Consider the following 24,353-nt stretch of genomic DNA (forward strand, 5'->3'; position numbering starts at 1 on the left):
TTGTCTTAAAATGAAGCTATGACAAAGCAAAGAAAAGAAAAATTATTAGAACTTTTAAAACAATCTAGTGTTGCTATCAATGGTCAAGCTTTGGCTGAGCATTTCCATGTTACCAGGCAGATTATTGTTCAAGATATTGCCTTGCTTAGAGCTGATGGTGCTCCTATCCTATCCACTAATCGTGGATATCTATATAAAGGAGCTGACGACATTCCTACTTTTCATCGGCTATTCAAGATTAAACATGGCGTAGAAGATATGGAAGCTGAACTATTAGCCATTGTTGATAATGGTGGTCGAGTCCAGAATATTCTGATTGAGCATCCAGTTTATGGTGAAATACAGACTTACCTGAAGCTGACCTGTCGCCGTGATGTCCAACATTTTCTTCAACAGGTCGAAGGATCTCAATTCCGTCCTTTATCTGAGCTGACAGATGGAGTTCACTATCACCTGATCCAAGCTGACTCTCAACAGGATCTGGATTATGTTGAGACTGCTTTGAGGGATTTGGGGTTTTTGTTGGAGTAAACAAGAAAAAGACTGATTAGGATTTAACCTAGTCAGTCTTTTTAGTACATACTTTTACGCCAACCACCTTCTATCCGCTCGTGATAGTAATATTCCGAAAGCTCCTCATCTTCCATCATACGCAGAAGTTCCAGCATATCATAGGCTAAGTCTAGCTTTGGAAGAGCATCCTTGTCTACCCAAGAAATCTCGCCCTCTTCTGTCGAGTGAATCTGACCAGAAAATTCAGTCGCTTTATAACAAAAGACGATATAGCGAATCCCATCATCTGTATGCCAGTTCTTTACCCCGACCAATTTTGGATGACGAATGGTTAAACCTGTTTCTTCTAAAATCTCACGCACAACCGCATCATGGAGAGATTCGCCCTTCTCGATATGGCCACCCGGAAAGGCATAGCCAGACCAATGATTACGCTCAGGAGAGCGGTATTGCATAACCACACGTTCATTCTCGAGATCTTCTATAAGGCAAATATTAGTTAAAATTGTTTCTTGGGCACGTGACATTGATTCGCTCGCTTTCTAAATTATTAAAACATATCTCCGTTGTATTTTACTTCTGACTTCATGATAAATGGATTGATCAATTCATGGTGTTCATAGGTACTATGGACCACAAAACCTCTAACAATGATGATTTCTTTATCTTGTATATGATAGTCTATATTGATGGGAATGGCTGGATTCTGGATGATTGACAAAACAAAGAACGCTGCAAACCAAAGATAAAGTGCCAGCAGTGCACTGAATAATTGAAAAATAAGGTGGTACCATTGAAAATTTCTTGTTCTAAAAAAGACGATCCAAGGATGGATAAAGAAGGTCAAACAAAGAATGAAAAACCAACTATTCCACAAAACCGGAGTAAAGGATAGACCAAAAGCTAACAAAATCAAATGAAGAATGACGAAGGTTAGCAAGGCCAGATAGAGTGTTTTAAATGAAAACAATTTAATTAAATTTTCTTTGGTCATGTTTTTCCCTCTTTTTTTTCATTATATTTTAAAATCAATATCGTTAACGCTGAAATGAAGAAAAAGATTAGGTAGGTAGCAATCGGAAACCAGACATAGCGAGAATCCAAAGTGATTAAAGGTGGTAAAAACCCTTTTCCGTGTTTCAATCTAATCCCTACAAAACAATGAAAAAGAAAAATCAGGCCATTTAGATAGAGAAAAAATTCGGAAACGTCTTTCAGCGAGTTAAGCTCCTCTCCTCTCAGGCTTCCAAACCAAGAATAGAATGGGAAAGTAATCAAAAGAAACAAATTTAGATACAAGGGGCTAATATAACTAAACTCACGAAGCGGAGCAGGGATACCCTCATTACCAAATGTTAAATATCCCACGCCAAGACCAACCATTATAAAGAATATATAACCTAAAAGAGCTTCTATTATCCAATGCTTTTCCAACCAAAGAATAAACTTGTTCCCCTGAACTTTTACTTTTCTTTTGTTTTTATTTTTCTTTTTGGTTTTACTTCTCATTCACCAACTCTATAATCTTCTGGAAAGTCTTGCCGTTTCGGATGGTCAGTTGCTTGTAGAAACTAGACTTTAGCAGTTTCTTATGATAGTTGGACTTGAGGTAGTCTGCTTGGTCAGCATTGCTATAAAAGAAAGCTATCTGACCAAAATGCAGCTACTCCTTGTCATTCGCCCAACTGCCTGCTAGCTCTTGAACGCTTTCCCTGTCTACTTCTGGCAGATAAAAGAGAACATCTCGCCGAAAGGCTGTTTGATCCTGCCACCAAGCAGGAAGATTGGCTATTTCTTTTTCAAGCATGGTAGAGCTGACAAGGACAAAAGGAAGAGGAAAATCGTAAGACCGACTGAAATAAGCCGACAATATCTCTCGAATCCTCTCCTCCTGCTCCTCGCTATCAAAGAAAAGATTACCGCTATTGATGTAGGAAACTGGATTTTCAAAACCCAACCCAGCCAAATCCTTCTTCAAATCAGCCATAACGACCTTATTTTTCCCGCCAACATTAATGCCACGGAGTAAAAGTGCATAACGCATATAATGCTCCTTACAAATATATCTATTATTTCCAAACTAACTGTTAGAGTTTTTCGAGTAAATCATCCGTTTTTCTTTCACGGCTTTTCCTAAGTCAATGACTTTTTCCTCACCGTCAAAAACAAAACCCATTTTTTCATAAAAGGCGATGGCACGTTTGTTATCTTCTAAAACCCATAATATAATCTCTTGATAACCATCCAAGGCAGCAAAAGCCGCCTGCATTAACTGCTGTCCTACACCCTTGCCATAATAATCTTTTAAGACATACAAGGCGAAAATTTCACCAGCTATCCTAGCTGGATCTCGAAAATCACCGTAGCTAACAAAGCCGACCACTTTAGCATCATCCAAAGCGATCAAGGTATTTTCAGGATACTTTTGACTATATAATCGGCACTTATCCAAAGTCATCTGCTCTTGAAATTCCGCAGGCAAAATCTCATCATAAGCTTCACGCCATGTCTGCCAATGAACTCTGGATTTCCCTTCTATCTCCTCAGCTGTTTCCATTGTTTTGATAGTGATGTCCATTTGTTTTTCTCCTTGAATAAATCTATCTCAATTATTCCGCTTGAAAACCATTTCTATCTAATTTCCCATTTTCTCCCCAAACAACTACATAAACATTTTTGGGTAAGCTAGTAAAATCAATATAGTCAGTTAGACTCGCTCCTTCAGGAATATCATCTTCCAGAAAGAGATACAGATTCAATTGAGCCCCATACTTTTCTGACAATTGAATCATATCTTTTCTCAATTTCTTTATTTCATCTGCTGAAGCATCATACTTCTCTGTCTTGGGATTATACTTTAGTTCTTTTTTAATTTGAACCAAATCACGATAAAACCCTTTTTGGTCATCAGTTACATCGTAATCTAAATCTGTTTTCAGCTCCTTAAATTTCACTGGCTTTAGAACAGACTCTTTATCAAAATATAAGGTATTCAACATAGGATGGGAATTTGTATCTAAGACATAAGAAAAGATAAGATTTGTTAGTATCGAAGATGGTTTATCATCACTATTAGCATAATAGGAATAAGTCCTATCTTCTAACTTCTCTGTTAAAATTTTCTCTGCACCTTCTGCCAATTGAACTTTTACATAATATTGATAAGTAACACGACTAACCAAAGTTGGAATCTCTATTTTCTTAACCTTCAATCCTAAATCATCTTCAAAAGCTGTGTTCACAACATATTCAATATGCTGCTTTTCCTCTTTTGTAACAAGTTTTGTCGGCAAAAATGCCCAAAGCAATTGAACTATCGGTATCATGCCTATCACAAAAATTGAAATAAAGAAAATAAGTATTAGTTTAATTAGATCCTTTTTCACTTCAATTCCCCCACTTAAACTTCTCTAACTTATTTTTTACATAGCGACTCATTGACTAGAGATGTAATTAAGCGCTTAGTTTGCAACTTTGGTACAGATTATATTTTTCAATCCATCGCCTTGATTTCCAGAATCATATCGCGAATCTGTGCGGCCAGTTCGAAGTCCAGAAGTCCGGCAGCTTCTTGCATCTGACCTTCCAGTTTCTTAATCATGTCCTTGCGCTCCTGCTTGTTGAGGCTTTCGATTTCGACAGTTTCTTCCTTGTCTGGCAGGGCTGCCTTGGTCACGCTTATCAGGTCACGGATTTCTTTCTTAATAGTCTGCGGTACAATGCCGTGCTCTTCATTATAAGCCATCTGGATTGCCCGGCGGCGGGCAGTTTCATCGATAGCGCGCTGCATGGACTGGGTCATGGTATCGGCATACATGATAACATGCCCTTCGCTGTTGCGGGCTGCCCGGCCAATAGTCTGGATAAGACCCCGTTCGTTGCGGAGGAAACCTTCCTTGTCTGCATCAAGAATGGCAACCAAACTTACCTCAGGAACGTCGATTCCCTCGCGTAGCAGGTTAATCCCAACCAAAACGTCAAAGACACCCAAGCGCAAATCACGGATAATCTCAGTCCGCTCCAATGTCTTGATATCCGAGTGCATATACTTGACCTTGACTCCCATTTCCTTGAAGTAGTCCGTCAAATCTTCCGCCATCTTCTTGGTCAGGGTTGTGATAAAGGTGCGTTCGTTCTTTTCAACACGTGCATTGATTTCACCCAAAAGATCATCAATCTGTCCCATAGTTGGGCGGACTTCCACCTCTGGATCCAGAAGCCCTGTCGGTCGGATAATCTGCTCAATAACAGTATCCGTCTGTTCATTTTCATAGTCGCCCGGCGTAGCCGATACATAGACAATCTGGTGAACATGGCTTTCAAATTCTTCTCGGCGCAGCGGACGGTTGTCCAAGGCAGACGGCAAGCGGAAACCATAATTAACCAACATCTCCTTACGAGAGCGGTCGCCATTGTACATACCGCGAATCTGTCCCATGGTCATGTGACTCTCGTCAATCATAATCAAGAAGTCATCAGGGAAAAAGTCCAAAAGGGTATAAGGCGGCTCTCCTTCGCTCCGACCATCCATGTGGCGAGAATAGTTCTCAACACCATTCGTATAACCCATTTCGCGCAGCATTTCGATATCGTACTCTGTGCGCTGTTTCAAGCGCTGGGCTTCCAGAAGCTTGCCTTCCTTCTCAAAGATAGCTAGCTGCTCCTCCAGCTCCGCCTGAATCTTAGCAATGGCTACTTCCATGTGGTCTTCATTGGTCACGAAGTGGGTGGCTGGGAAGATGGCCAAATGGTCCACCTCGCCCAAGACTCGACCTGTCAAGGCTTCAACCTCACGAATCCGGTCAATCTCATCTCCAAAAAACTCCACCCGAAAAGCATGCTCATCCCTAGAAGCTGGGAAAATCTCTACCACATCACCACGAACCCGGAATTTCCCCCGCTGAAAATCAATGTCATTGCGCTCAAACTGGATATCTACCAAGTCATTGAGTAGCTTATCACGAGAAATCTCTAGTCCAGGACGCAGGCTAACCACACTATCGGAGTATTCCTTAGGTGAACCCAGACCATAGATACAAGAGACAGAAGCCACGACAATCACATCATTGCGCTCTAGAAGGGCAGATGTCGCTGAGTGACGGAGCTTATCAATCTCGTCATTGACCGAGCTATCCTTTTCGATATAAGTATCGCTGGAAGGCACATAGGCCTCAGGCTGGTAGTAATCATAGTAGGAAACGAAGTATTCCACCGCGTTATTGGGGAAGAACTCCTTGAACTCACCATACAGCTGGCCGGCTAGCGTTTTATTATGGGCGATAACCAGAGTCGGCTTGTTGACTTGAGCGATAACCTGACTCATGGTATAAGTCTTACCAGTACCAGTCGCCCCCATGAGAATCTGGGCCTTCTCGCCCCCCTCGATGTTATCCACCAGCTGCTCGATAGCCTGGGGCTGATCTCCTGAAGGCTCATACTTGGAAACCAATTCAAATTTATTATCTGTTATTCTGTTAATCATCTTTCATTCCTCAAATTGTGCTTCTATCATTTTACCATATTTGCCCTATTTTCTCTGGATTTGGATGTGAGCTAGTGGTCTGCAACTCTATCATCATTCTTTTTTTATCCTACATTTCATTGACAGACAAGAATAAAGTTCGTTCTAAACTATGCAAATTGTATTTTTGAAACATAGGTAACAAATCTTATTAAAATAACAAAACTGTTAATTGCTTGAAAATGATAACTAGAATAGGGCAATCAATAAATAAGGCATGTTTCTAAAAATCTATAACCCCAATCATCTTATGTCATATAACCTAACATTGACTCGTTAAAAATTTGCTATCCTTGCGAATTTCTGATATAATCATACAATATTCTAAAAAGGAGACTAGTATGAAACAAAAAATTATAGCACTTTTACTAACATTCTCTGCGCTACTTACTTTTGCTAGTAGCGTTGTTCATGCGGAAGATAAAGCAACACCTGTGAAATCAAAATATGTTATTTCCAGTGATTCCTCTTTCGCACCTTTCGTTTTTCAAGACAACAACAATCAATATACAGGTATTGATATGGACTTGATCAAAGCCATTGCTAAAGATCAGGGCTTCAATATTACCATTAAAAATCCTGGTTTTGATGTAGCACTAAACGATGTACAAACCGGTCATGCCGATGGTATGATTGCGGGAATGACTGTAACTGATGCACGAAAAAAGACTTTCGATTTCTCAGATTCCTACTATTCAGCAAACTCAATCTTAGCTGTAGCTAAATCCAGCACCATCTCTTCTTATGAAGACTTAAAAGGGAAAACGGTCGGTGTTAAAAACGGGACGTCCTCTCAAACTTTCTTAACAGATAATCAAAAAAAATATGGTTACAAAATTAAGACATTTTCTGATGGCGCTTCTCTCTATGATAGTCTGAATTCTGGTTCAGTAGCAGCTATCATGGATGATGAACCTGTTATTAGATATGCCATTAAGCAAGGGAAAAAGTTTAAAACACCTATCAAAGGAACTCCTAGTGGTAAATTGGCTTTCGCTGTTAAAAAAGGTAGCAATCCTGAATTGATCAAAATGTTCAACAATGGACTAGCTAACTTGAAAAAGAATGGAACTTACGATAAGATTCTTGAAAAATACCTAGCCGATAATTCTTCTGAATCAGAAGTTGATGAATCAACTATTTTGGGACTCTTAAAGAATAATTATCCTCAACTTCTTAAAGGTTTTGGTGTAACTATCGCTTTAGCGCTTCTTTCTTTTGCTATTGCTTTAGTAATTGGTATTATCTTTGGAATGTTTAGTGTCAGCCCTTATAAACCACTACGTTGGATCTCTGAAATCTTTGTCGACGTCATTCGTGGTGTTCCACTTATGATTCTTGCTGCCTTTATCTTCTGGGGTATACCGAACTTGATTGAATCAATTACAAACCAGCAAAGTCCTATTAACGATTTTGTGGCTGGTACCATTGCTCTCTCTCTTAATTCAGGCGCATATATTGCTGAAATTGTGCGTGGCGGTATCCAAGCAGTACCTGTAGGACAGATGGAAGCAAGCCGGAGTTTGGGTATTTCCTATTCTAAGACTATGAGAAAAATCATCTTACCACAGGCAACTAAAATCATGCTTCCAAACTTTGTCAACCAATTTGTAATTGCGCTTAAAGATACTACAATCGTATCAGCAATCGGACTTGTAGAGCTCTTCCAAACAGGTAAGAACATCATCGCTCGTAACTATCAAAGTTTCCGTATGTACGCTATTCTCGCTGTTTTATATCTTTTGATTATTACTTTCCTTACTAGATTAGCTAAACGCTTAGAAAAGAGGATCCAATAATGGCAAAATTAAAAATTGATGTAAATGACCTTCACAAATACTATGGAGAAAATGAAGTCCTTAAAGGTATTACTGCTAAGTTTTATGAAGGGGACGTCGTTTGTATTATCGGTCCTTCTGGATCAGGAAAGTCAACTTTTCTTCGTAGTCTTAACCTACTTGAAGAAGTTACTAGTGGTACCATCACTGTTGATGGTTTTGATCTAACCGACAAAAACACTAATGTAGACTTAGTTCGTGAAAATATCGGAATGGTTTTCCAACACTTCAACCTATTTCCACATATGACTGTTCTTGAAAATATCACCTTCGCTCCTGTTCAGCATAAGCGTATGAGCCAAGCTGAAGCGGATGCCCTGGGAATGGAATTGCTAGAAAAGGTTGGACTCGTTGACAAAGCCGATGCTAGCCCTAATAGCCTTTCTGGTGGCCAAAAACAACGTGTCGCTATCGCTCGTGGCTTAGCTATGAACCCCGATATTATGCTCTTTGATGAGCCTACTTCTGCTCTTGACCCAGAAATGGTCGGTGACGTTCTAAATGTTATGAAAGAATTGGCAGAGCAAGGTATGACAATGATTATAGTAACTCACGAAATGGGCTTTGCACGTCAAGTAGCTAATCGTGTTATCTTTACAGCAGATGGTGAATTCCTTGAAGATGGAAAACCTGACCAAATCTTCGACAATCCTCAGCATCCACGCTTACAAGATTTCCTAGACAAAGTTCTTAATGTATAAAACAACTCCGGCAAAAAATATTGCCGGAGTTGTTTTATTTTTTGAAATATAAAACTATATCCCTTTTATTTCTCACGGATCACTTCGACCTTGTAGCCATCAGGATCTTTAACAAAGTAATAGTTTGGTGGATTACCTGGAAGCCCCTTTGGTTCTGTAACCTCATAACCTTTAGCACTGTGTTCTTGATGGAGAGCCTCAAGATCTGGTGTGCTAAGTGCAATGTGAGCGAATCCATCACCTACGACATAAGGACCGTGATCATAATTATAAGTTAATTCTAATTCATAGTCGTCACCATCAAGTCCTAGATAGACAATGGTGAAGGCATAATCTGGAAAATCCTTACGACGTAATTCTTTAAATCCAAAAGCATCTTGATAGAATGCGATTGATTTTTCAAGACTCTCAACTCGCAAGCAAGTGTGTAACATTTTTGAAGCCATAAATATAATTCCTCCTTTTGTATATTATAACATTTTCAAGACTAAGTTCCTATTTATCGATTTTATAAAGCGTCATGTTTTTTTAAATACTAATATTTTAAAAAGAAAAAAGGTCCCTGAGGACCAATTTGATATTATTTACCAAGTTTTGCTTTAGCTGCATCTGCAAGAGCTGTGAAAGCTGCTGCATCGTTAACAGCCAAGTCAGCCAACATTTTACGGTTAACTTCAATCTCAGCCAATTTCAAACCATGCATCAATTGTGAGTATGAAAGTCCGTTCAAACGAGCTGCCGCATTGATACGAGTGATCCATAATTTACGGAAGTCACGTTTTTTCTGACGACGGTCACGGTATGCATAGTAGTAAGAGTTCATTACTTGCTCTTTTGCAGTACGGAACAAGATGTGTTTTGCTCCATAGTAACCTTTAGCTAATTTAAGAATACGTTTACGACGTTTGCGCGATACAACGCCACCTTTAACACGTGCCATGTTTTATTTCCTCCAATATTTCCTAGAATTGTTCAGTGATTAACTTGCTCTTATTTCAAGCGAGTAAGCATTGCTTTGATACGTTTGAAATCTCCTGAATGCACCATAGATGCTTTACGAAGATGACGACGTTGTTTCTTAGTCTTTCCGTGGAAACGGTGTGAAGTGTAAGCACGGAAACGTTTCAAGCCACCAGAACCTGTACGTTTGAAACGTTTAGCTGATGCGCGGTGTGTTTTTTGTTTTGGCATGATAAATTTCTCCTTTTTTTAACTTTTGACAAAATTATTTTTTGTCTGGAAGCGGTGCTAACTGCATAAACATTTGACGTCCATCCATCTTAGCTCTTTGCTCAATAATGGCAACATCTTGAGTTGCTTCAGCAAATTCCGCTAAAACTTTAGCCCCAATCTCTTTATGGGTAATCATCCGCCCTTTGAAGCGAATGGAAACTTTAACTTTATTTCCTTTTTCAAGGAACTTGCGTGCATTGCGAAGTTTAGTATCAAAGTCTCCCTTATCGATGGTCGGACTAAGACGCACTTCTTTTACAGTTACAACGCTTTGTTTTTTACGTTGTTCCTTTTGTTTTTTCTGATACTCAAATTTGAACTTCCCATAGTCCATAATTTTCGCAACAGGCGGCTTAGCTTGTGGTTGAATCAAAACTAAGTCCACATTAGCATCGTCAGCAAGTGCTTGCGCTTCACTAAGTGGCTTAATTCCCAATTGCTCACCTTCAAGACCAATTAAACGAACTTCACGTACACGGATTTCATCATTGATGAATAAGTCTTGCTTTGCTATAGTTTTCACCTCTTTTTTATTTTTCTACTCTTCCAAATCTGAATCAAAATTCTAGAACTCAATGTTTACGTCATGAACCAACTAGCATTTAATTCCTAAATTAGACCAAACTTAGTTAAGTATTCGAGAAAAACAAGAGCGGACTTGCTAACGCAAGCCCGCACTACATGATAGTATTTCATTACTGAAACTTAATCCGTAGAGCCAGACAACGTTAGTCGCAAGGCGAGAAGCTCTCACTTCTGCTTTTCTCAACTCTACTATCATACCAAGTTTCTTATTACTTGTCAAGAATTTTTTTTGCTTTTTCCTCAATAAATGCTACTACATCAGAAATACTTACTCCTGTTGTATCAAATGTGATGGAGTCATCGGCCGGACGTAAAGGAGAAACACTACGGTGACTATCTTTATAATCTCGGTCAGCAATCTCCTTCTTCAAGACTTCAAGATCTGCAGAAATCCCTCTTTCTAGATTCTCTTTATAGCGACGTTCAGCTCGTTCATCAACTGAAGCTACTAAGAAAATCTTGAGCTCGGCATCTGGTAGCACGACCGTGCCAATATCACGACCATCCATGACAATACCACCTTGACTTGCAATTTGTTGCTGAAGAGATACTAATTTTTCCCGAACTTCTGGAATAGCAGAAACCCAAGAAACATTATTGGTAACATCATTTTCGCGAATAGGATTAGTCACATCTACATCCCCAACAAAAACTAATTGTTGACCAGACTCAGAACGACCAAAACTCACAGAATAGTCATCCAACAGTCTAATAATATCTTCTGTATCTGCAGCAGTCAGCTGATGTTGCAAAGCTAGGTAAGTTGCTGCACGATACATAGCCCCTGTATCAAGATAAGTATAACCCAAATCTTTAGCAATTATTTTTGCAACCGTGGACTTCCCACTGGAAGCTGGACCATCAATTGCGATTTGAATCTGTTTCATAGTATCCTCCTAACGAGTTTTAACAACATCGCCTGGATTAGCATACCATGATCCAGTTGTCATATGAGAAGGGTTTAAGCGCTCTAATTCAGCAATAGAAATTCCAGCTCTAGCAGCAATGGCTGCTTCTCCTTCTCCAGCTTGAACAGTAATAGTTCCTTCAGATGAAGCTGTTGTGCTTTCAGAACTAGTTTCAGAGCTTGCAGCAGGTGCAGAACTAGCTACTTGACTACTAGCAGGTGCACTAGTATCAAGAAAACCTTCTTTAGCGGCTTTTTTCCCACCGCCACCAACAGAAAGATAAATCATTCCTGCAACAATCACAATGACCATGATGAAGAAAATAACCGCTAAAATAGTTAGTACTCTATTCGCTAAAACATCACTCGATTTTTTTGTTCTTTTCAAATCTTTTTCTCCATTATCGTAAATATCTTCTTCCCATGGTTCTTTTGCCATGACTTCCTCCTTGAATTTTTTCAAAAATCTTATTACAATATGACTATGAAAGTAACACTCATCCCAGAACGATGCATTGCTTGTGGGCTCTGCCAAACCTATTCTGAACTTTTTGATTACCATGACAATGGTATTGTCAAATTTTCCCACAATGATGAGCTCCTAGAAACTCATATTGAAGAATCAGATGATGTTCTTGAAGCAATCAAAAATTGTCCAACACACGCTCTAAAAAAAGATTAAGAGTGTTTATCCTGATTAGCATAATAGGTTTCAAAGTAATCAATGTGTGTCAAGTTATCAACTAATTCGACTTCACCTTTAAAATGCTTATTTAAAGCTAAATCATTCACAAAATACTTTTTAGGCCACTTTCTCATACAAAAAGTTCGGCCTTTTTCTTTGCCATCAAAATATAGTGTGATCGATGTTTTCGTTACAGCCACTTTTCGAATGGTTGATATGTCGATTTTTGATGGCGTAAAGGGATTAGCTGTTATGATGCGTAAAATCCCATTATCATAAATGGTAAAATAACGATGAACTCCTACACCAAGTAAAACCATAAATAAAAACAGGAAAAACAAGACTAAAGTAGGAACATCCGAACTCTCATACATCAAAGACAGTCCAATAAAGATTGGAATGACAGATAAAGACCAATAAATAACTAAGATTGAAAGATCTGGTTGCCAGTGATATCGAAGTTGTCCAAAAATCTTTATCATATCCTCATCCTCCTCTAACTAGTTTAGCACATTTTGAGAAAAAATGGGAGTATAAATCATCCTATAAAATGATTATTTTATAAGAAATTTTCAAAATAAAAAGTGGTGAAATAACAACCTTTAGGATTGCTTTCAACCACTTTTATAAACTATTGAGGGACTTTGAAAAAGTCTTTTGATAAATATCCTTTACCAGCAACCATATCGTATTCAATCATTCGCATATCGTTAGCTATTTCTTGAGCCTCAGCATCCAGATCAGATTTATCTACACTTGCCTTATGTAATACTTCGGTTTGTAATGCATAGTATGGTGAGACTTTAGAATTTGTTTGCTCCATGACTAAAGCTGAGAAATCACTGGAATTAACTAGTGGGTAATTCAGTTTTGGTGTTTCATAGTTGCTCCAAACAAAATAATCTGTCAGGTATTGGTTTTCTTCCTGGTTCTTAAAAATCGATGTTGGATACAATCCTGGTAAATGGTCGCCGTAAAAGACAACTGTGATTTTCTTATTGATTTTTGACAGTTGATCAAGGAAGTTTTTGGTTGCTACATCAGTTTGAAAAAGCAAGCGACTATAGAAGGTTAGCTTTGAATTTTCTTCGTCTGTAAAACCCTCTCCTTTTCCTTCCATTGTTTCAGGATTCGCTTCAAGCCAAGGAGAATGATTTTGCATCGTCATTACAGAAAAGAATTGATTATCTCCTTCTTTAATGTTATCTAAGACAATTTGATAAGTTGAAGCATCGCTAGGACTGACTCCTTCTTTTTGATAACTAATTCCTTTTGTTTCTACGGTGATAAAACGATCATAATTCAAGTGATTATAGATATAGTTTCTTGAATAGTTTGCGGCACCTGCTAAGTGAAGAGCGATTCTGTTTTTGCTTTCGTATAAGTCACTTATAACCGGAGTTTTATTCATCTTAGGGAAAACTTCGGTGTAAAGTATCGAAACACTTTGAGAAATATTATAAAATGGCAAACCAGTTAAAGTCTGGAATTCCATATTAGCTGTTCCGCCTCCATAACCATCCGATCTCATGAGTCCACTAGTTGATTTAGTTTTGATCTCTTCAATATTCGGAATCGGATTTTCAGTCAGAGTGACCCCTTGTATGCGTCTTGGATCAGCAAAACTCTCACTCAATACATAAATAACTGTATGATCTTTTAAGTTGTCTGTTCGAGCTTGATTGATCTCCTCTGCCTTTTTAGCATACTTCTCTTCTATTTCTTTTATCTTAGACGCCTTATAGCCTTCTGGTTTAGCCATTACCTCTGTCGTCAATTGATTTATCCAGACGTAAGCTAATGAACGATAGCGGGCATTATTTGCATTACCAAGCCAGGTAATATCTTGTAAGTTATTCAGAACTGTAATGACAGGTATATTTCTTTTGACCTTACCATTTTCCTTCTGAGCAAACACCTGAAAAATCCCAATCAAACACAAGAAAACACAAACTAGTCTTACAAACCTACGACTGAATTTTTGAATCATTTTTCCTTTGAATAGGAAATAGTTAAGAATTAAAAATCCAATGATCAGTATAGTTAGCCATTTTAATGCTTCATTCATGTAAGAGGTATCCACAAAACTAAGCAATGTACTTGGTGAAGAAAGCCAAATCATATCACTTGGTAAGACAGGCTCACCTCGCATGCTAAACTTGATTGAATTCGCAATTACAAATAAGCTCATTCCTCCAATCAAGATGACTGTTGTCAAAAAATACCGGTTAATGAGCAGGTATAAGAACAAGAAGATCAAAAAGAGAATAATAATCTGAAGACTAGTCGCTCCAGGCAACTGGTAGTATTCTAAAAAAGGTGTTCCCTTGCCAAGTCCCATTTGAATCAAATAGTTAAAGACAACTGCAGCTGTCATACTAGTTGCCACCGCTAAAGAATAGGAACTTCTATTTTTAAGTAAGTGACTTAAACCTCTTACGAAATGGTAGGAAATAAATGTTGCTAGCAGAGAAAATACTGCTACTATCACTGTTACAAGCCAGAAATGGTGTTCTGTAAACAATTCACTGCCATATTTATGATTCAAAGCCATGAACCATTCAGTTTGGTAAAGTGCTTGAGGAAATTTACTATCTGTCAAAAGGAAAGATAGTAAAATTTGTGACAGAACAAGGAATTCAACATTGGATGACAACTGAATCCTGTTCAGACGAAAAGATACTATCTTTAAGGTTCTAAAGATCAGTGTTAAAATAGCTATCGTAGGTACTAACCACAATAAAACTGGAAAGAAATTTCTTTGAGAAAATACATGCTCAAACCAATTCCAACTTTTATAACTCTCATTATTGATATTTAAAGCATCTTCAACTAAATTTGACAAGAAGGAATACAAAATATAGATATAAGCTAAGCGAATCAGAGATACAAATTTAAAACGATAACAAGACAGTAAAATTGGAATGCCACCTAACCCAATGAGGTAAAAAATTCTTTCTTGCTTAATTAGAATTCTTACTGGAGCAGTTGGATCAGTCTCTCTAACTAACTGGCTTTGAATTAAGAACAAATTGATAAAAAAGAATAAAATAGGCAGGATAAACAATAAAAAACGTTCTATTTTAACTGCTTTTTTCATGACTTGCCCTTCCCTAACAATCGTTTTAAGATGTATTTGATAGCTCTTGCAGGTCCAATAAAGATGTATTTCATCGCCCCCTTGATTCCACCAATCTGGTTAAAATCTACAAAGGTATGAGGCTGTAAATCTTCTCGATTATTTAGTTGCTTGTTATCTATAAAAGCTGTTAGACCGAGTTGATTATAAGAAATCTTAAAGTCATACTGCTTGTCCCAAGCAATATAAACCAAAAGTCTTTCTATCGCATGAAGAATGGAATTTTGTGGAAGTGGCTCACTCGGAACATCCTCCTCCGTCATGTTTAAATCAAATAAAGGAGACAATGCGTCATATTTAAACCAAACGAAGGTTCCATAGCTCATGACAAAGGTATTCATTTGCTTAAAGTCAACTTCTTTTTGACAGTTCATGCGCTCCCACAGTTTATTCATCTCAGGAGAAATCAGGGCTTCATTCCAGGCGACTACAATCCTGTTAAAGCGGAAGAAGCTAGGAATGTCAGCTATGACTAGCCCTAAGCAATCATCTTGTCCTAATTGACTAACTATCTGATCTGCTGGATGAACAAGCATGTTAATTAGCTCTTTACGCCAACTTTCTCCCGCCCAATAATCAGCTTCTTTAGATTTTTTTGTATGAAAATGTCCAATATAGTCATACTGAGATAGATGTCTCTTTAATTTAAGCATAGGAAGAACATCTCGCCCAACATTTCCTGTTACAAAAACTTCTGCTTTTGCTTGTTTTCCCTCTAAAATGCCAAGTATCTCGTTCTTTTTCTTTTCGCTATCTGTTGTAATGAATAAGTCATAAGAGAAATGGAAAGATTCAAATGCATGAAGGAATTCAGCTAGTAAATCCACATAAAAAACATGAAGGTGGACAGCTATTTTCTTGTCAGGTATAGAAATTGGAAGAGACAAATCTAAAATTTTCCTTCCAAGCAAGTAAGGATAGTCAGGCAAATCAATACGAGACATATGTTTGACAATTAAATCAACAGGATAGTCCGTTGTATTTTCAATGTCGTTTAAAATATAAGGCGTCAATCCTTCATTTGCAGCTATTGTTTTTACTTTGATAAACGGCACTCTATTTTTTAGGATAGAGGTTGGATTATAGTAAGAAAAATCCGGATAGAGCATACCTGAAGCATCAGCCTGGATTGTATTAAAAACGGTCTGATAGTGAAAACCTGCCTGCACTAAATTAGTTGTAACCTGGGTTTCATAATGATCTATGACATCTTGAACTTCTGTAAAATCCTGAATGTTTTGCCAGAATAGTTGAAAAGCTTCTGAATTGACTACATTTTGCTTAAAAGATAGATAATAACTTTGGATGTGCTCATTAAAATCTTTGTCTTTACGATAATTCGTCATTCCCCAGAAATCAACGTTTCTATCAACTTCAAAATCTTGGTATATATGCTCTAAATCCCACAAAGGTCCAAAGCATGTATCATTCATTAAAGTGACTGAATCATATTTTTTTAATTCTTCAAAGCCGACCTTTTTCATTCCATCTCGCCAAGCAGCAAAATCAAAACCGATGTTCTTTCTCAAAAGAACTTCATCAACTAGTTCTTTCTTCAGTTCATCTTCCTGATCTTGACTTATCTTGCTGTTTGAAATGAAAATCACCTTCCTAAAGAGGGGACGCATTTTTTCAAGCTGATAAAGTACATGTTCACTAATCTGATTGAACTTATTAAAGTGAACATATAAAAGTAATCGTTCCATTTTATTTCCTTATTCTTAAGAATTTCAAGATTTTCGTTGGGATTGTCCAACGTCTTGAATTGATAACAGTCTTGTAAGCTTTTTTCGTAGCCTCTAATTCAGCTTCAAGCTCTTTAACCTTATTACTACTATCCAACATTTCAGCCGCAAATACTTTTCCAATATAATCGGGAGCAGAGGCATCATCCACAGAAATCATCTTATAGCTCAATTGATAGATTGCTTCTTCTTCAACTTCATAGATCAACTGAGGATCAGGTTCGTTAAAGAAATACAAGCCGTCAGCAATAACACCGTTCGTATAGATAGGTGATGATGCATTCCCATCAGGCCCTCTCAATTCTACTTCAGAATAGTAACTTGGACGTTCCGAAAGATCTACACGAATAACAGACGTTCCTTTAGGAATTTCAAATGTTAAGCTGTCTTCTTTTTGAAGTAGTTTGGCAAAAGTGCGCTCTTCTGAATAAGCATTTTCACCATCCCCAAAATAAACTGTAACAGACTCCATCCCAATATGAGACAGAGAATCCATAGGCTTGGATAGACGAATTTCGTAAGTATTATTTCGTTCAAGAAGAATCTTAGTCATCTCTTTAAAATCTGCGTTGGGATATTTATCAAGATACTCTAGTTGTGTTTCTAACAACTTTTGAAAACGACGTTCTAATTTTCTAAAATCACAAGGTCGTGAATCTGACCCTTGGTTAATTGTATACGCAACCGTCGCTTCGCCTAGGAAAGCTAAAGAAGTTCGTTGGAAGAGCTCCATTTGCAGATTAAAGGTGTCATCTGATGTAGTTAAATCCAACTCTTGATTTACTTCTAGCATTAGGTCCCTATCAACTAACCAGGTAGATGCCATGGTAAACCCTCGGGTGGCCAACATTTTTTCATAAGTATCCGCAAGTGGGATTGTTTTGTTAGCAAAGCCTGCTTTGGAAACAAAGTCTCCCTTTTCATCATAGATATCAAAATCTGTATTAGACCATTTACAGTCAGGCTTACTCTCCAATAAGTCTACTTGCTTTTGAAGCTTTAGAGAATCCAGCCAGAAGTCATCACCATCACATCGAGCAATGAAGTTCCCTCGTGCCTCTTTACAAATAGTAACCCATGTTTTAGCAATCCCTTGATTTTCATCATGATAAAAGGCACGAATCAAATCAGGAAAATTTGCTTGATAGTCTTGTATTATTTTGCGAGAGCCATCACTTGAGGCATCATCCACCAAAATAATTTCAAAGGGAAAACTCGTTTTTTGAGTTAAAAAACTATCAATAGTTTTTTTCAACCACGGTTCTTTGTTAAAAACAGTACAAATAATCGAAACAAAAGGCGTCGTTTCCATATCTCCCTCAGTCTAGTCCGTTATTGACCATGTTCCATTGCGCTGGATTAAGCCACTTGCTGAATCCATAGCAGACTTATCATCCAAATCTATATCATCTCGATTGATGAAAATCAGTGGAGTTTGAGTAGCATCTGAGAAGGCCAGCATCTGCCCCTCAGCATCCCGCACCGTCACTTCTAATTTCATTTTCAAATCATTCACTGTTGGAAGTGAACAAGTGTAATGAACTCTTTTGTGGCCAGCACCAGTCATTAATTGGTTCATCGAATTGTCGTTATAAATCCAAATATTCCGATCGATATCTGTTAAAGAAAGAGCAATATAAGTTTGAATATCCTCTCGAACATCAAAATCAATCTGGAACTGAATTGGATCTTGCGGGCGTAACTTGTTCGAACTTAACAACTGTAGTTGAAAGTTTTCAACCAAAACTTGTTCATCCGATGAAGCTTGTCCATCTCCAGTCGCTTCTCCTCCATGTTGCAAAGGTGCTGTATTATCAAAACTATATTGGTTGGCTACATTTTCTGGACTACCAATTGCTTTAACCAAACCATTTTCAATCAAAACAGCCTTATTGCAATACTTCTTAACTGCTCCCATATCGTGGGTAACAAGAATGGTCGTTTTCCCTGATTTCTTCCGTTCTTGGAAGTAATCATTACATTTACGCTGAAAAGCCTCATCTCCAACTGCAAGAACCTCATCCAAAATCAAGATATCACCTTGCGCTTTAATGGCAACCGAGAAAGCAAGACGAACCTGCATTCCAGAAGAGTAATTCTTGAGCTTTTGGTTCATAAAATCATGCAACTCAGCAAAGTCCACAATATCATCATACATGGCGTTAATTTCAGCTGTTGAGAAGCCCAGCATTGCACCATTCATATAAACATTTTCACGACCTGTTAGTTCAGGATTAAAACCAACTCCAAGCTCAATGAAAGAAACTAACTTTCCATCGATTGTAACGGAACCTTTTTCAGGTACGTAAATTTCAGAAATAATTTTTAAGAGAGTAGACTTCCCAGAACCATTTCTACCCAAGATTCCGAAAAAGTCTCCTTTTTCCACTTCAAAGGAAATATCATTAAGGACGTGCTGTTCTTTATAACCTTTAATTCCTTTAAAGCGATTGACCATAGCAGTACGAAGACTGTTAGTTGACTCCGTAGGTAACTTAAAGAACTTGCTGACATGGTCTACTTTTACTGCAATTTGTTTATCTGTCATTAGAGAATCTCCGCAAATTTCTTAGCATGTTTGTTAAAGTAAGCAAAGCCAGCTAGGAAAATAAGAATTGGCAATACATAAGGAACAAGAACCAAAAACTTATTTTCAACCAAAAGCCAGACAGGTGTATTGGCCTTATCAATCAAGAAATAACGCATGTCTTGGATAATCTGAGCCAGAGGATTCATCATAACTAATTTGGCTGCCCATGGGTTGCGGTCCGCAATAAATGTAATAGGATAAATAATTGGTGTCGCATATAAGCCAGCTTGTAGCACTACTTCCCAGATTTGAGATAAATCACGGAAGCGGACAAAGAAAGTTGATAAAATCAGAGCACAACCAGTTGCCATCAAAAACAACTCAAGGAAGAGAGGGATCACCATCAAAGCCGACCAGCTGAAGGTCACTCCATTAAAGAGTGAGAAAATCAAGACAACGACTAAATTGATAGCGAAATTAATGGCTGCGCCTGAAATAGCTGACAAGACAATAATATGCTTTGAAAAATTTAGCTTACGCAAAAGATCGCCCCGACTAACAACCGATACCATCCCCATAGAAGTCGCTTCTGAGAAAAATCCCCAAATAACATTGGCTAATAACAAAGCAACTGGGAAATGAGGAACGTCTCCACCTAAGCGCAAGAAACGGATGAAGACGATATACATAATACTAAAGGTCATCAATGGCTTCAAAATAGACCAAAGATAGCCGATTGCTGATCCTTGATAGCGTAATTTAAAGTCCGTTTTAATTAACTCTCGTAATAAAATTCGATTTTTCTGACTAAAAACATCAAACATTATTTTTTACCTCTATATGCAAACTTTGTCAATATCAAGGCTGTAAAAACACAAGTGTGAAAAGCACGATTCTTACGGTAGCCATATTTGCGTATACGTGCTAATCGTTCCCTAAACGGCACGTCCATGATAGTCACAAAGTTTTCAATTAATTCTTTATTTTCAGGGCTCAAAGACAGATCTAATAAATTTTTTGCTTGCTCTTGACTAGCCTTGATAAGTTGCCAATACTTAGCAAAAAGCACATGGGGCCGAACCCAGTTTTTCACCCTTTTTCTAAGAGTACGTGCCCCCAATACGTTACTGCTATGCTGACGATAAAGCTCTGTTGGCTTATCAATATAGACAAGTTTTCCAAAGGCAGAAGCCAGCAAGGCTAAGTACCAGTCATGCATAAGAAGGTCATGGGCTTCTTGCCCTGTCCATAACTCAGCCAAGGCGTGATTGATCATGGCTACTCCACCTGTTACAGTATTTTCTGTCAACTCTTGTACCAGTTCTGTATTTGCATGATCTGACTGAGTACGAATCATACTTTCGTGCTGAACAGTCAGGTTTTCATCCACTACTTTTAAATCTGTATAAAGCAATAATGGCTTATCCTGAGGGTATTTCTCAGCTTCTGCCACTTGAAGCGCAATCTTATCAGGCAGCCAGACATCATCTTGGTCACTAAAGCAGTAAAGGTCTGCTTTCTCATATTTTAAGAGAGTGTGAAAACTCTTTATGACTCCAAAATTTTCAATCTGATTTTCATTGATAAAGTGAATACGTGGATCCTGAGCTACCAATCCTTGAATAACTGCAACAGTTCCATCCGATGAGCCATCGTCTCGGATAAAAAGTTGCCAATTTTGATAGGTTTGTTGCTGGATACTTTCAACCTGCTCTTTCAGGTATTGCTCACCATTGTAGGTGGACAACAAGATATTTACTTTCATGATAAGAATAACTCCTCATATTCACCGACAATCTTTTCCCAAGTATAATTATCTTTCATGTTTTGCTTAGCAACTAGACCCCAATCGGAAAAATCGTTTTGACTGTCCACTTGATTTATCAAACCAGCTAAGCTGTTTTTTTCCTTTTTCCAATAAAGAGCCGTTTCTTTGGCTACTTGCCGATTAAAATCTACACCTAAAACTAGGTTGAGATCCGTTTGAGCCAAAGCCTCAAGTAGGCCTGGGTTGGTTCCTCCAACTTCATGACCATGGAGATAAGCAAAAGCATGATTGCGAATATATTTCAATAATTCCTGGTCATAGACTGTCCCAACAAACTTAATTCTCTTGTCTTGATCAAAGGCAGTTTTCTGTCGCAATTCATCAAAATAGGAATTACCCTCATGATTGCAAATGATAACCAAATCTCGTTTGGTATTTGAAGCCATAAATTCTCGGATAATAGTCTCATAGTTGTTTTCCGGCACAAAACGACCAACAATCAGATAATACTCTTTCTCTTTGCTCTGCCATTTTCCGAAGAAATTTCGAACTTTCTCATCTTGATCAGTCAAGCTAGAAAGCTTAAGATCTGTACCATAAGCAATAAAAGTCGTCTTAGACCATGGATAGGCATTCTGGATGTAGGATTCAATACCTTGATTATCGCATATAACCAAATCTGCATGTTTTGTCATCAACTTTTCGGAGTACTTAAGGTAACCTTGAACAGGCTTAGGCCACTTGGCCCGTTTCCACTCAAGACCGTCTGGATTGATAAAAAATGTCCCGCCTGCTTGATGAATCATTTTGGCAAAAGGTGCAATAAAGGCACCAATCGTATTTCCTAAAATGTAGAAAATGGGTGATTCAATGTTTTGTTCTTTAACCATTTTTAAAGCATAGCGAATAGCCATCATATCATAGGCAATCACTCTAGCTGGACCTAGTTTAGGTGCTTTAATACTAAAACAATCAACACCTTTATACCTGGTATGCTGTCCCGTCTCATGCTCTGACAAACAAGCAACATGATATTGCAATTGAGAAGATACTTGATGTTCAACTAATTTTTCTACAAAGGTTTCAAAACCTCCGTATTTTGCAGGAAGACCTCGACTTCCAATAATAAAGATATGTTGCATATTCTTCTCCGATTCAAATTTATTGCAATCCAATCTATTATACCATTTTATCGACTTTTATGTGAGCTTGGACCTGAAAAAATGATAGATCAGTAGGATATTCTAATTTTAGAAGAGCATCCTTTGATAAATTTATGACTTTCTTTCATCATTATAAAAAAGACTGAAACACCTGTTTCAGCCTCTTCTTCTTATTTCTTTTCTTGTTTATAGAATTCTTTCAGGGCATCTTGCCAGCTTGGAATAACAAAGCCAGTCGCCTTTGCCTTAGTCAAGCTCATAGTTGAATTGAGTGGCCGTTTTGCTTTAGCAGGGAATTGGCTTGAGTCCACCGGTTTAACTTCTACATTCGTATCCTTGAGAATCTCAACTGCAAAGTCATACCAAGTAGTGTCTTCTGCAGCGTCATTAGACAGATGGTAATAGCCGAATTCCTTTTGATTTTCAGCCAAGTAGGTCATGAATTCAGCTAAGGTACGAGTCCAAGTCGGACGGCCATGCTGGTCGTTAACAACTGTCAAAGTCGGGTGAGTCTTAGCTAGATTTTGCATTGTAAAGACAAAGTTTTTACCATAATTACCAAAGACCCAAGCTGTACGAATAATGTAGAAACGACTAGAATACTTCTCTACCAACTCTTCTCCCATACGCTTGGTACGGCCGTATTCTGTTTTAGGATCTGGTTGATCATCTACTTCCCATTCTTCACCGACAGGCTTTTGGCCATCAAAGACATAGTCCGTAGAAATATAAACTAATGTCGCTCCGTGTGCTTCAGCCGCTTTTGCTACATTTTCAGTTCCAGTCACATTGATGGCATAATTAAGCTCTTTTCCTTCATCCTCTGCTGCATCAACTGCTGTATAAGCGGCACAGTGATATACCAAGGTTGGTTTAACTTCTGCAAAGACCTTTTCAACCATTTCAGCATTCGTAATATCCATTTCGGCAACGTCAACTGCAACATAATCCTCATTGCGCTCATCTAAAAGATGACGAAGTTCTGTTCCCAGCTGACCATTTGAACCTGTGATTAAAATCATGTATTATTCCTCTCCTGTCATAAACATTCAATGAAAATATTATAACAAAAAAAGCAGAAAAAATCTGCTTATTTACTCTTCTCTTTGATGATGTAGACAGGCCGTTTTTTAGTTTCTGTAAAGACTTTGCCAATATATTTCCCCAAAATTCCAATGGTTAGTAACTGAAAACCACCAATAAAGAGGATAACTGTCATGAGTGAAGGCCAACCTGATGTAGGATCACCGAATACTAGAGTTCTTACAACGATAAAAACAACCAAAATAAATGCAAGCATCCAAGAAAGCAAACCTCCCAAGAAAGCAATATGCAAAGGAGCTTCTGAAAAGTTGACTATCCCTTCTAAAGAATAGTTAAAAAGCTGCCAAAAATTCCAAGACGTCTTTCCTGCCACGCGCTCAACGTTTTTATATTCTAAATACTCCGTTTTAAAACCTACCCAGGCAAAAATTCCTTTAGAGAAACGATTGTATTCAGAAACCTCCAAAATAGCATCTACCATAGGTCGACGCATAAGGCGAAAATCACGCGCACCATCCACCATTTCTACCTGGCTAATTTTGTTAATCAGCTTATAAAAAAGATTTGCAAAGAAACTCCTAATAGGTGGCTCACCATCACGACTCGTTCGACGAGTCCCCACGCAGTCTAGATCTTTCTGTTCGTCTAATATGGTTTTCATTTCAACTAAAAGCTCTGGTGGGTCCTGTAAATCTACATCCATGACCGTTACAAGTTCTCCTCTTGCGTGCTGAAGACCAGCATATAAAGCCGCCTCTTTTCCAAAGTTCCTAGAAAATGAAATAAAATGAGCATTGGGATCCATCATATTTAGTTCGTGCAAAACTTCCAAGGTTCTGTCTTGAGAACCATCATTGACGAAAATATACTCTATGTTATCACGAAGTCTTGGTTTTATTTTTTCCATTTCCGCATAGAAAAGCGGAAGGCTTTCTTCCTCGTTGTAACAAGGAACAATTACTGAAATGGTCATAGTCACTC

Annotated in this window: 24 protein-coding genes, 3 pseudogenes and 1 other annotated feature; of the genes and pseudogenes, 4 read left to right on the forward strand and 23 right to left on the reverse strand. The window is 38.0% G+C overall.

Annotated features, from left to right (window positions below):
- Positions 1–18: 18 nt before the first annotated feature.
- Positions 19–531: a transcription repressor NadR gene (locus O3640_RS03820; protein ID WP_012000458.1), complete on the forward strand. Its 513-nt coding sequence runs from the start codon at positions 19–21 to the stop codon at positions 529–531.
- Between the two features lie 41 nt (positions 532–572).
- Here the strand turns inward: O3640_RS03820 and O3640_RS03825 are convergent, their stop codons facing one another.
- The 7 genes and pseudogenes from O3640_RS03825 to uvrB all read right to left on the reverse strand — a co-directional run bounded on the left by O3640_RS03825 (position 573) and on the right by uvrB (position 5,995).
- Positions 573–1,040 carry an 8-oxo-dGTP diphosphatase gene (locus tag O3640_RS03825; RefSeq protein ID WP_195321862.1) on the reverse strand — a complete coding sequence of 156 codons (468 nt, stop codon included), beginning with the start codon at positions 1,038–1,040 and terminating at the stop codon, positions 573–575.
- Positions 1,041–1,063: 23 nt separating this feature from the next.
- Positions 1,064–1,507, reverse strand: coding sequence for a hypothetical protein (locus tag O3640_RS03830; protein WP_061600346.1), 444 nt, complete (start codon positions 1,505–1,507; stop codon positions 1,064–1,066).
- Positions 1,485–2,022 (reverse strand): annotated as a pseudogene (locus tag O3640_RS03835) (hypothetical protein). Before O3640_RS03835 ends, O3640_RS03830 begins: the two are co-directional and overlap by 23 nt.
- A pseudogene (locus O3640_RS03840) lies at positions 2,012–2,557 on the reverse strand (DUF1697 domain-containing protein). Before O3640_RS03840 ends, O3640_RS03835 begins: the two co-directional pseudogenes overlap by 11 nt.
- 36 nt (positions 2,558–2,593) lie before the next feature.
- Positions 2,594–3,091 (reverse strand): GNAT family N-acetyltransferase, encoded by a 498-nt coding sequence (locus tag O3640_RS03845; RefSeq protein WP_061600342.1) that lies wholly within the window; start codon positions 3,089–3,091, stop codon positions 2,594–2,596.
- Positions 3,092–3,122: 31 nt separating this feature from the next.
- A complete protein-coding gene (locus O3640_RS03850; protein ID WP_061600340.1) occupies positions 3,123–3,899 on the reverse strand; it encodes a hypothetical protein in 777 nt (258 codons plus the stop codon).
- A gap of 107 nt (positions 3,900–4,006) precedes the next feature.
- Positions 4,007–5,995, reverse strand: a complete 1,989-nt coding sequence (gene uvrB / locus O3640_RS03855) for an excinuclease ABC subunit UvrB (RefSeq protein WP_002904675.1) — start codon at positions 5,993–5,995, stop codon at positions 4,007–4,009.
- Positions 5,996–6,447: 452 nt separating this feature from the next.
- Between uvrB and O3640_RS03860 the strand changes: the two are divergent.
- A pseudogene (locus O3640_RS03860) lies at positions 6,448–7,833 on the forward strand (amino acid ABC transporter substrate-binding protein/permease); the annotation flags it as partial.
- Positions 7,833–8,573, forward strand: a complete 741-nt coding sequence (locus tag O3640_RS03865; protein ID WP_195321858.1) for an amino acid ABC transporter ATP-binding protein — start codon at positions 7,833–7,835, stop codon at positions 8,571–8,573. The pseudogene O3640_RS03860 and the gene O3640_RS03865, both read left to right, overlap by 1 nt.
- A gap of 65 nt (positions 8,574–8,638) precedes the next feature.
- Here O3640_RS03865 and O3640_RS03870 read toward each other — a convergent pair whose 3' ends face one another.
- From O3640_RS03870 to O3640_RS03895, 6 genes are all read right to left on the reverse strand, one after another.
- A complete protein-coding gene (locus tag O3640_RS03870; protein ID WP_045634900.1) occupies positions 8,639–9,019 on the reverse strand; it encodes a VOC family protein in 381 nt (126 codons plus the stop codon).
- 134 nt (positions 9,020–9,153) lie between these two features.
- Positions 9,154–9,513, reverse strand: a complete 360-nt coding sequence (rplT, locus tag O3640_RS03875; RefSeq protein ID WP_000124830.1) for a 50S ribosomal protein L20 — start codon at positions 9,511–9,513, stop codon at positions 9,154–9,156.
- A 50-nt stretch (positions 9,514–9,563) separates the two neighbouring features.
- A complete protein-coding gene (gene rpmI, locus O3640_RS03880; protein WP_001125942.1) occupies positions 9,564–9,764 on the reverse strand; it encodes a 50S ribosomal protein L35 in 201 nt (66 codons plus the stop codon).
- Positions 9,765–9,798: 34 nt separating this feature from the next.
- On the reverse strand, positions 9,799–10,329 hold the full coding sequence (gene infC, locus O3640_RS03885; protein ID WP_008808772.1) for a translation initiation factor IF-3: 531 nt from the start codon (positions 10,327–10,329) through the stop codon (positions 9,799–9,801).
- Positions 10,330–10,444: 115 nt separating this feature from the next.
- Positions 10,445–10,574, reverse strand: a sequence feature (ribosomal protein L20 leader region).
- 26 nt (positions 10,575–10,600) lie between these two features.
- Positions 10,601–11,278, reverse strand: a complete 678-nt coding sequence (gene cmk / locus O3640_RS03890) for a (d)CMP kinase (protein WP_012000447.1) — start codon at positions 11,276–11,278, stop codon at positions 10,601–10,603.
- Positions 11,279–11,287: 9 nt separating this feature from the next.
- Positions 11,288–11,737: an SAG1386/EF1546 family surface-associated protein gene (locus O3640_RS03895; RefSeq protein ID WP_012000446.1), complete on the reverse strand. Its 450-nt coding sequence runs from the start codon at positions 11,735–11,737 to the stop codon at positions 11,288–11,290.
- Between the two features lie 45 nt (positions 11,738–11,782).
- Here O3640_RS03895 and O3640_RS03900 point away from each other — a divergent pair, with 45 nt between their 5' ends.
- Positions 11,783–11,980, forward strand: coding sequence for a ferredoxin (locus O3640_RS03900; RefSeq protein WP_282187224.1), 198 nt, complete (start codon positions 11,783–11,785; stop codon positions 11,978–11,980).
- Here O3640_RS03900 and O3640_RS03905 read toward each other — a convergent pair.
- From O3640_RS03905 to O3640_RS03950, 10 genes are all read right to left on the reverse strand, one after another.
- The gene (locus O3640_RS03905; protein WP_008808776.1) at positions 11,977–12,465 is read right to left on the reverse strand and encodes an EbsA family protein; all 489 of its coding nucleotides are present in this window, start codon (positions 12,463–12,465) and stop codon (positions 11,977–11,979) included. The two genes, O3640_RS03900 and O3640_RS03905, sit on opposite strands and share 4 nt — an antisense overlap.
- A 149-nt stretch (positions 12,466–12,614) precedes the next feature.
- The gene (locus O3640_RS03910) at positions 12,615–15,083 is read right to left on the reverse strand and encodes an LTA synthase family protein (protein ID WP_195321856.1); all 2,469 of its coding nucleotides are present in this window, start codon (positions 15,081–15,083) and stop codon (positions 12,615–12,617) included.
- Positions 15,080–16,828 carry a rhamnan synthesis F family protein gene (locus O3640_RS03915; RefSeq protein WP_195321854.1) on the reverse strand — a complete coding sequence of 583 codons (1,749 nt, stop codon included), beginning with the start codon at positions 16,826–16,828 and terminating at the stop codon, positions 15,080–15,082. The genes O3640_RS03910 and O3640_RS03915 overlap by 4 nt, the downstream gene beginning before the upstream one ends.
- Position 16,829: 1 nt before the next feature.
- Positions 16,830–18,179, reverse strand: coding sequence for a glycosyltransferase family 2 protein (locus O3640_RS03920; protein WP_195321853.1), 1,350 nt, complete (start codon positions 18,177–18,179; stop codon positions 16,830–16,832).
- A gap of 12 nt (positions 18,180–18,191) precedes the next feature.
- Complete coding sequence (locus O3640_RS03925; RefSeq protein ID WP_195321852.1) at positions 18,192–19,415, reverse strand: ABC transporter ATP-binding protein; 1,224 nt, start codon at positions 19,413–19,415, stop codon at positions 18,192–18,194.
- A complete protein-coding gene (locus O3640_RS03930; protein ID WP_045502712.1) occupies positions 19,415–20,221 on the reverse strand; it encodes an ABC transporter permease in 807 nt (268 codons plus the stop codon). The genes O3640_RS03925 and O3640_RS03930 overlap by 1 nt, the downstream gene beginning before the upstream one ends.
- Positions 20,221–21,162, reverse strand: a complete 942-nt coding sequence (locus O3640_RS03935) for a glycosyltransferase family 2 protein (RefSeq protein WP_195321851.1) — start codon at positions 21,160–21,162, stop codon at positions 20,221–20,223. Before O3640_RS03935 ends, O3640_RS03930 begins: the two co-directional genes overlap by 1 nt.
- The gene (gene cps2T / locus O3640_RS03940; protein ID WP_195321850.1) at positions 21,159–22,307 is read right to left on the reverse strand and encodes a beta 1-4 rhamnosyltransferase Cps2T; all 1,149 of its coding nucleotides are present in this window, start codon (positions 22,305–22,307) and stop codon (positions 21,159–21,161) included. The genes O3640_RS03935 and cps2T overlap by 4 nt, the downstream gene beginning before the upstream one ends.
- Before the next feature lie 191 nt (positions 22,308–22,498).
- The gene (gene rfbD / locus O3640_RS03945; protein WP_045502703.1) at positions 22,499–23,350 is read right to left on the reverse strand and encodes a dTDP-4-dehydrorhamnose reductase; all 852 of its coding nucleotides are present in this window, start codon (positions 23,348–23,350) and stop codon (positions 22,499–22,501) included.
- 68 nt (positions 23,351–23,418) lie between these two features.
- Positions 23,419–24,345 carry a glycosyltransferase family 2 protein gene (locus tag O3640_RS03950; RefSeq protein ID WP_195321849.1) on the reverse strand — a complete coding sequence of 309 codons (927 nt, stop codon included), beginning with the start codon at positions 24,343–24,345 and terminating at the stop codon, positions 23,419–23,421.
- Positions 24,346–24,353: the final 8 nt, after the last annotated feature.

The organism is Streptococcus sp. 27098_8_75, assembly GCF_041432475.1.
In the GTDB taxonomy this organism is placed as follows: domain Bacteria; phylum Bacillota; class Bacilli; order Lactobacillales; family Streptococcaceae; genus Streptococcus; species Streptococcus gordonii.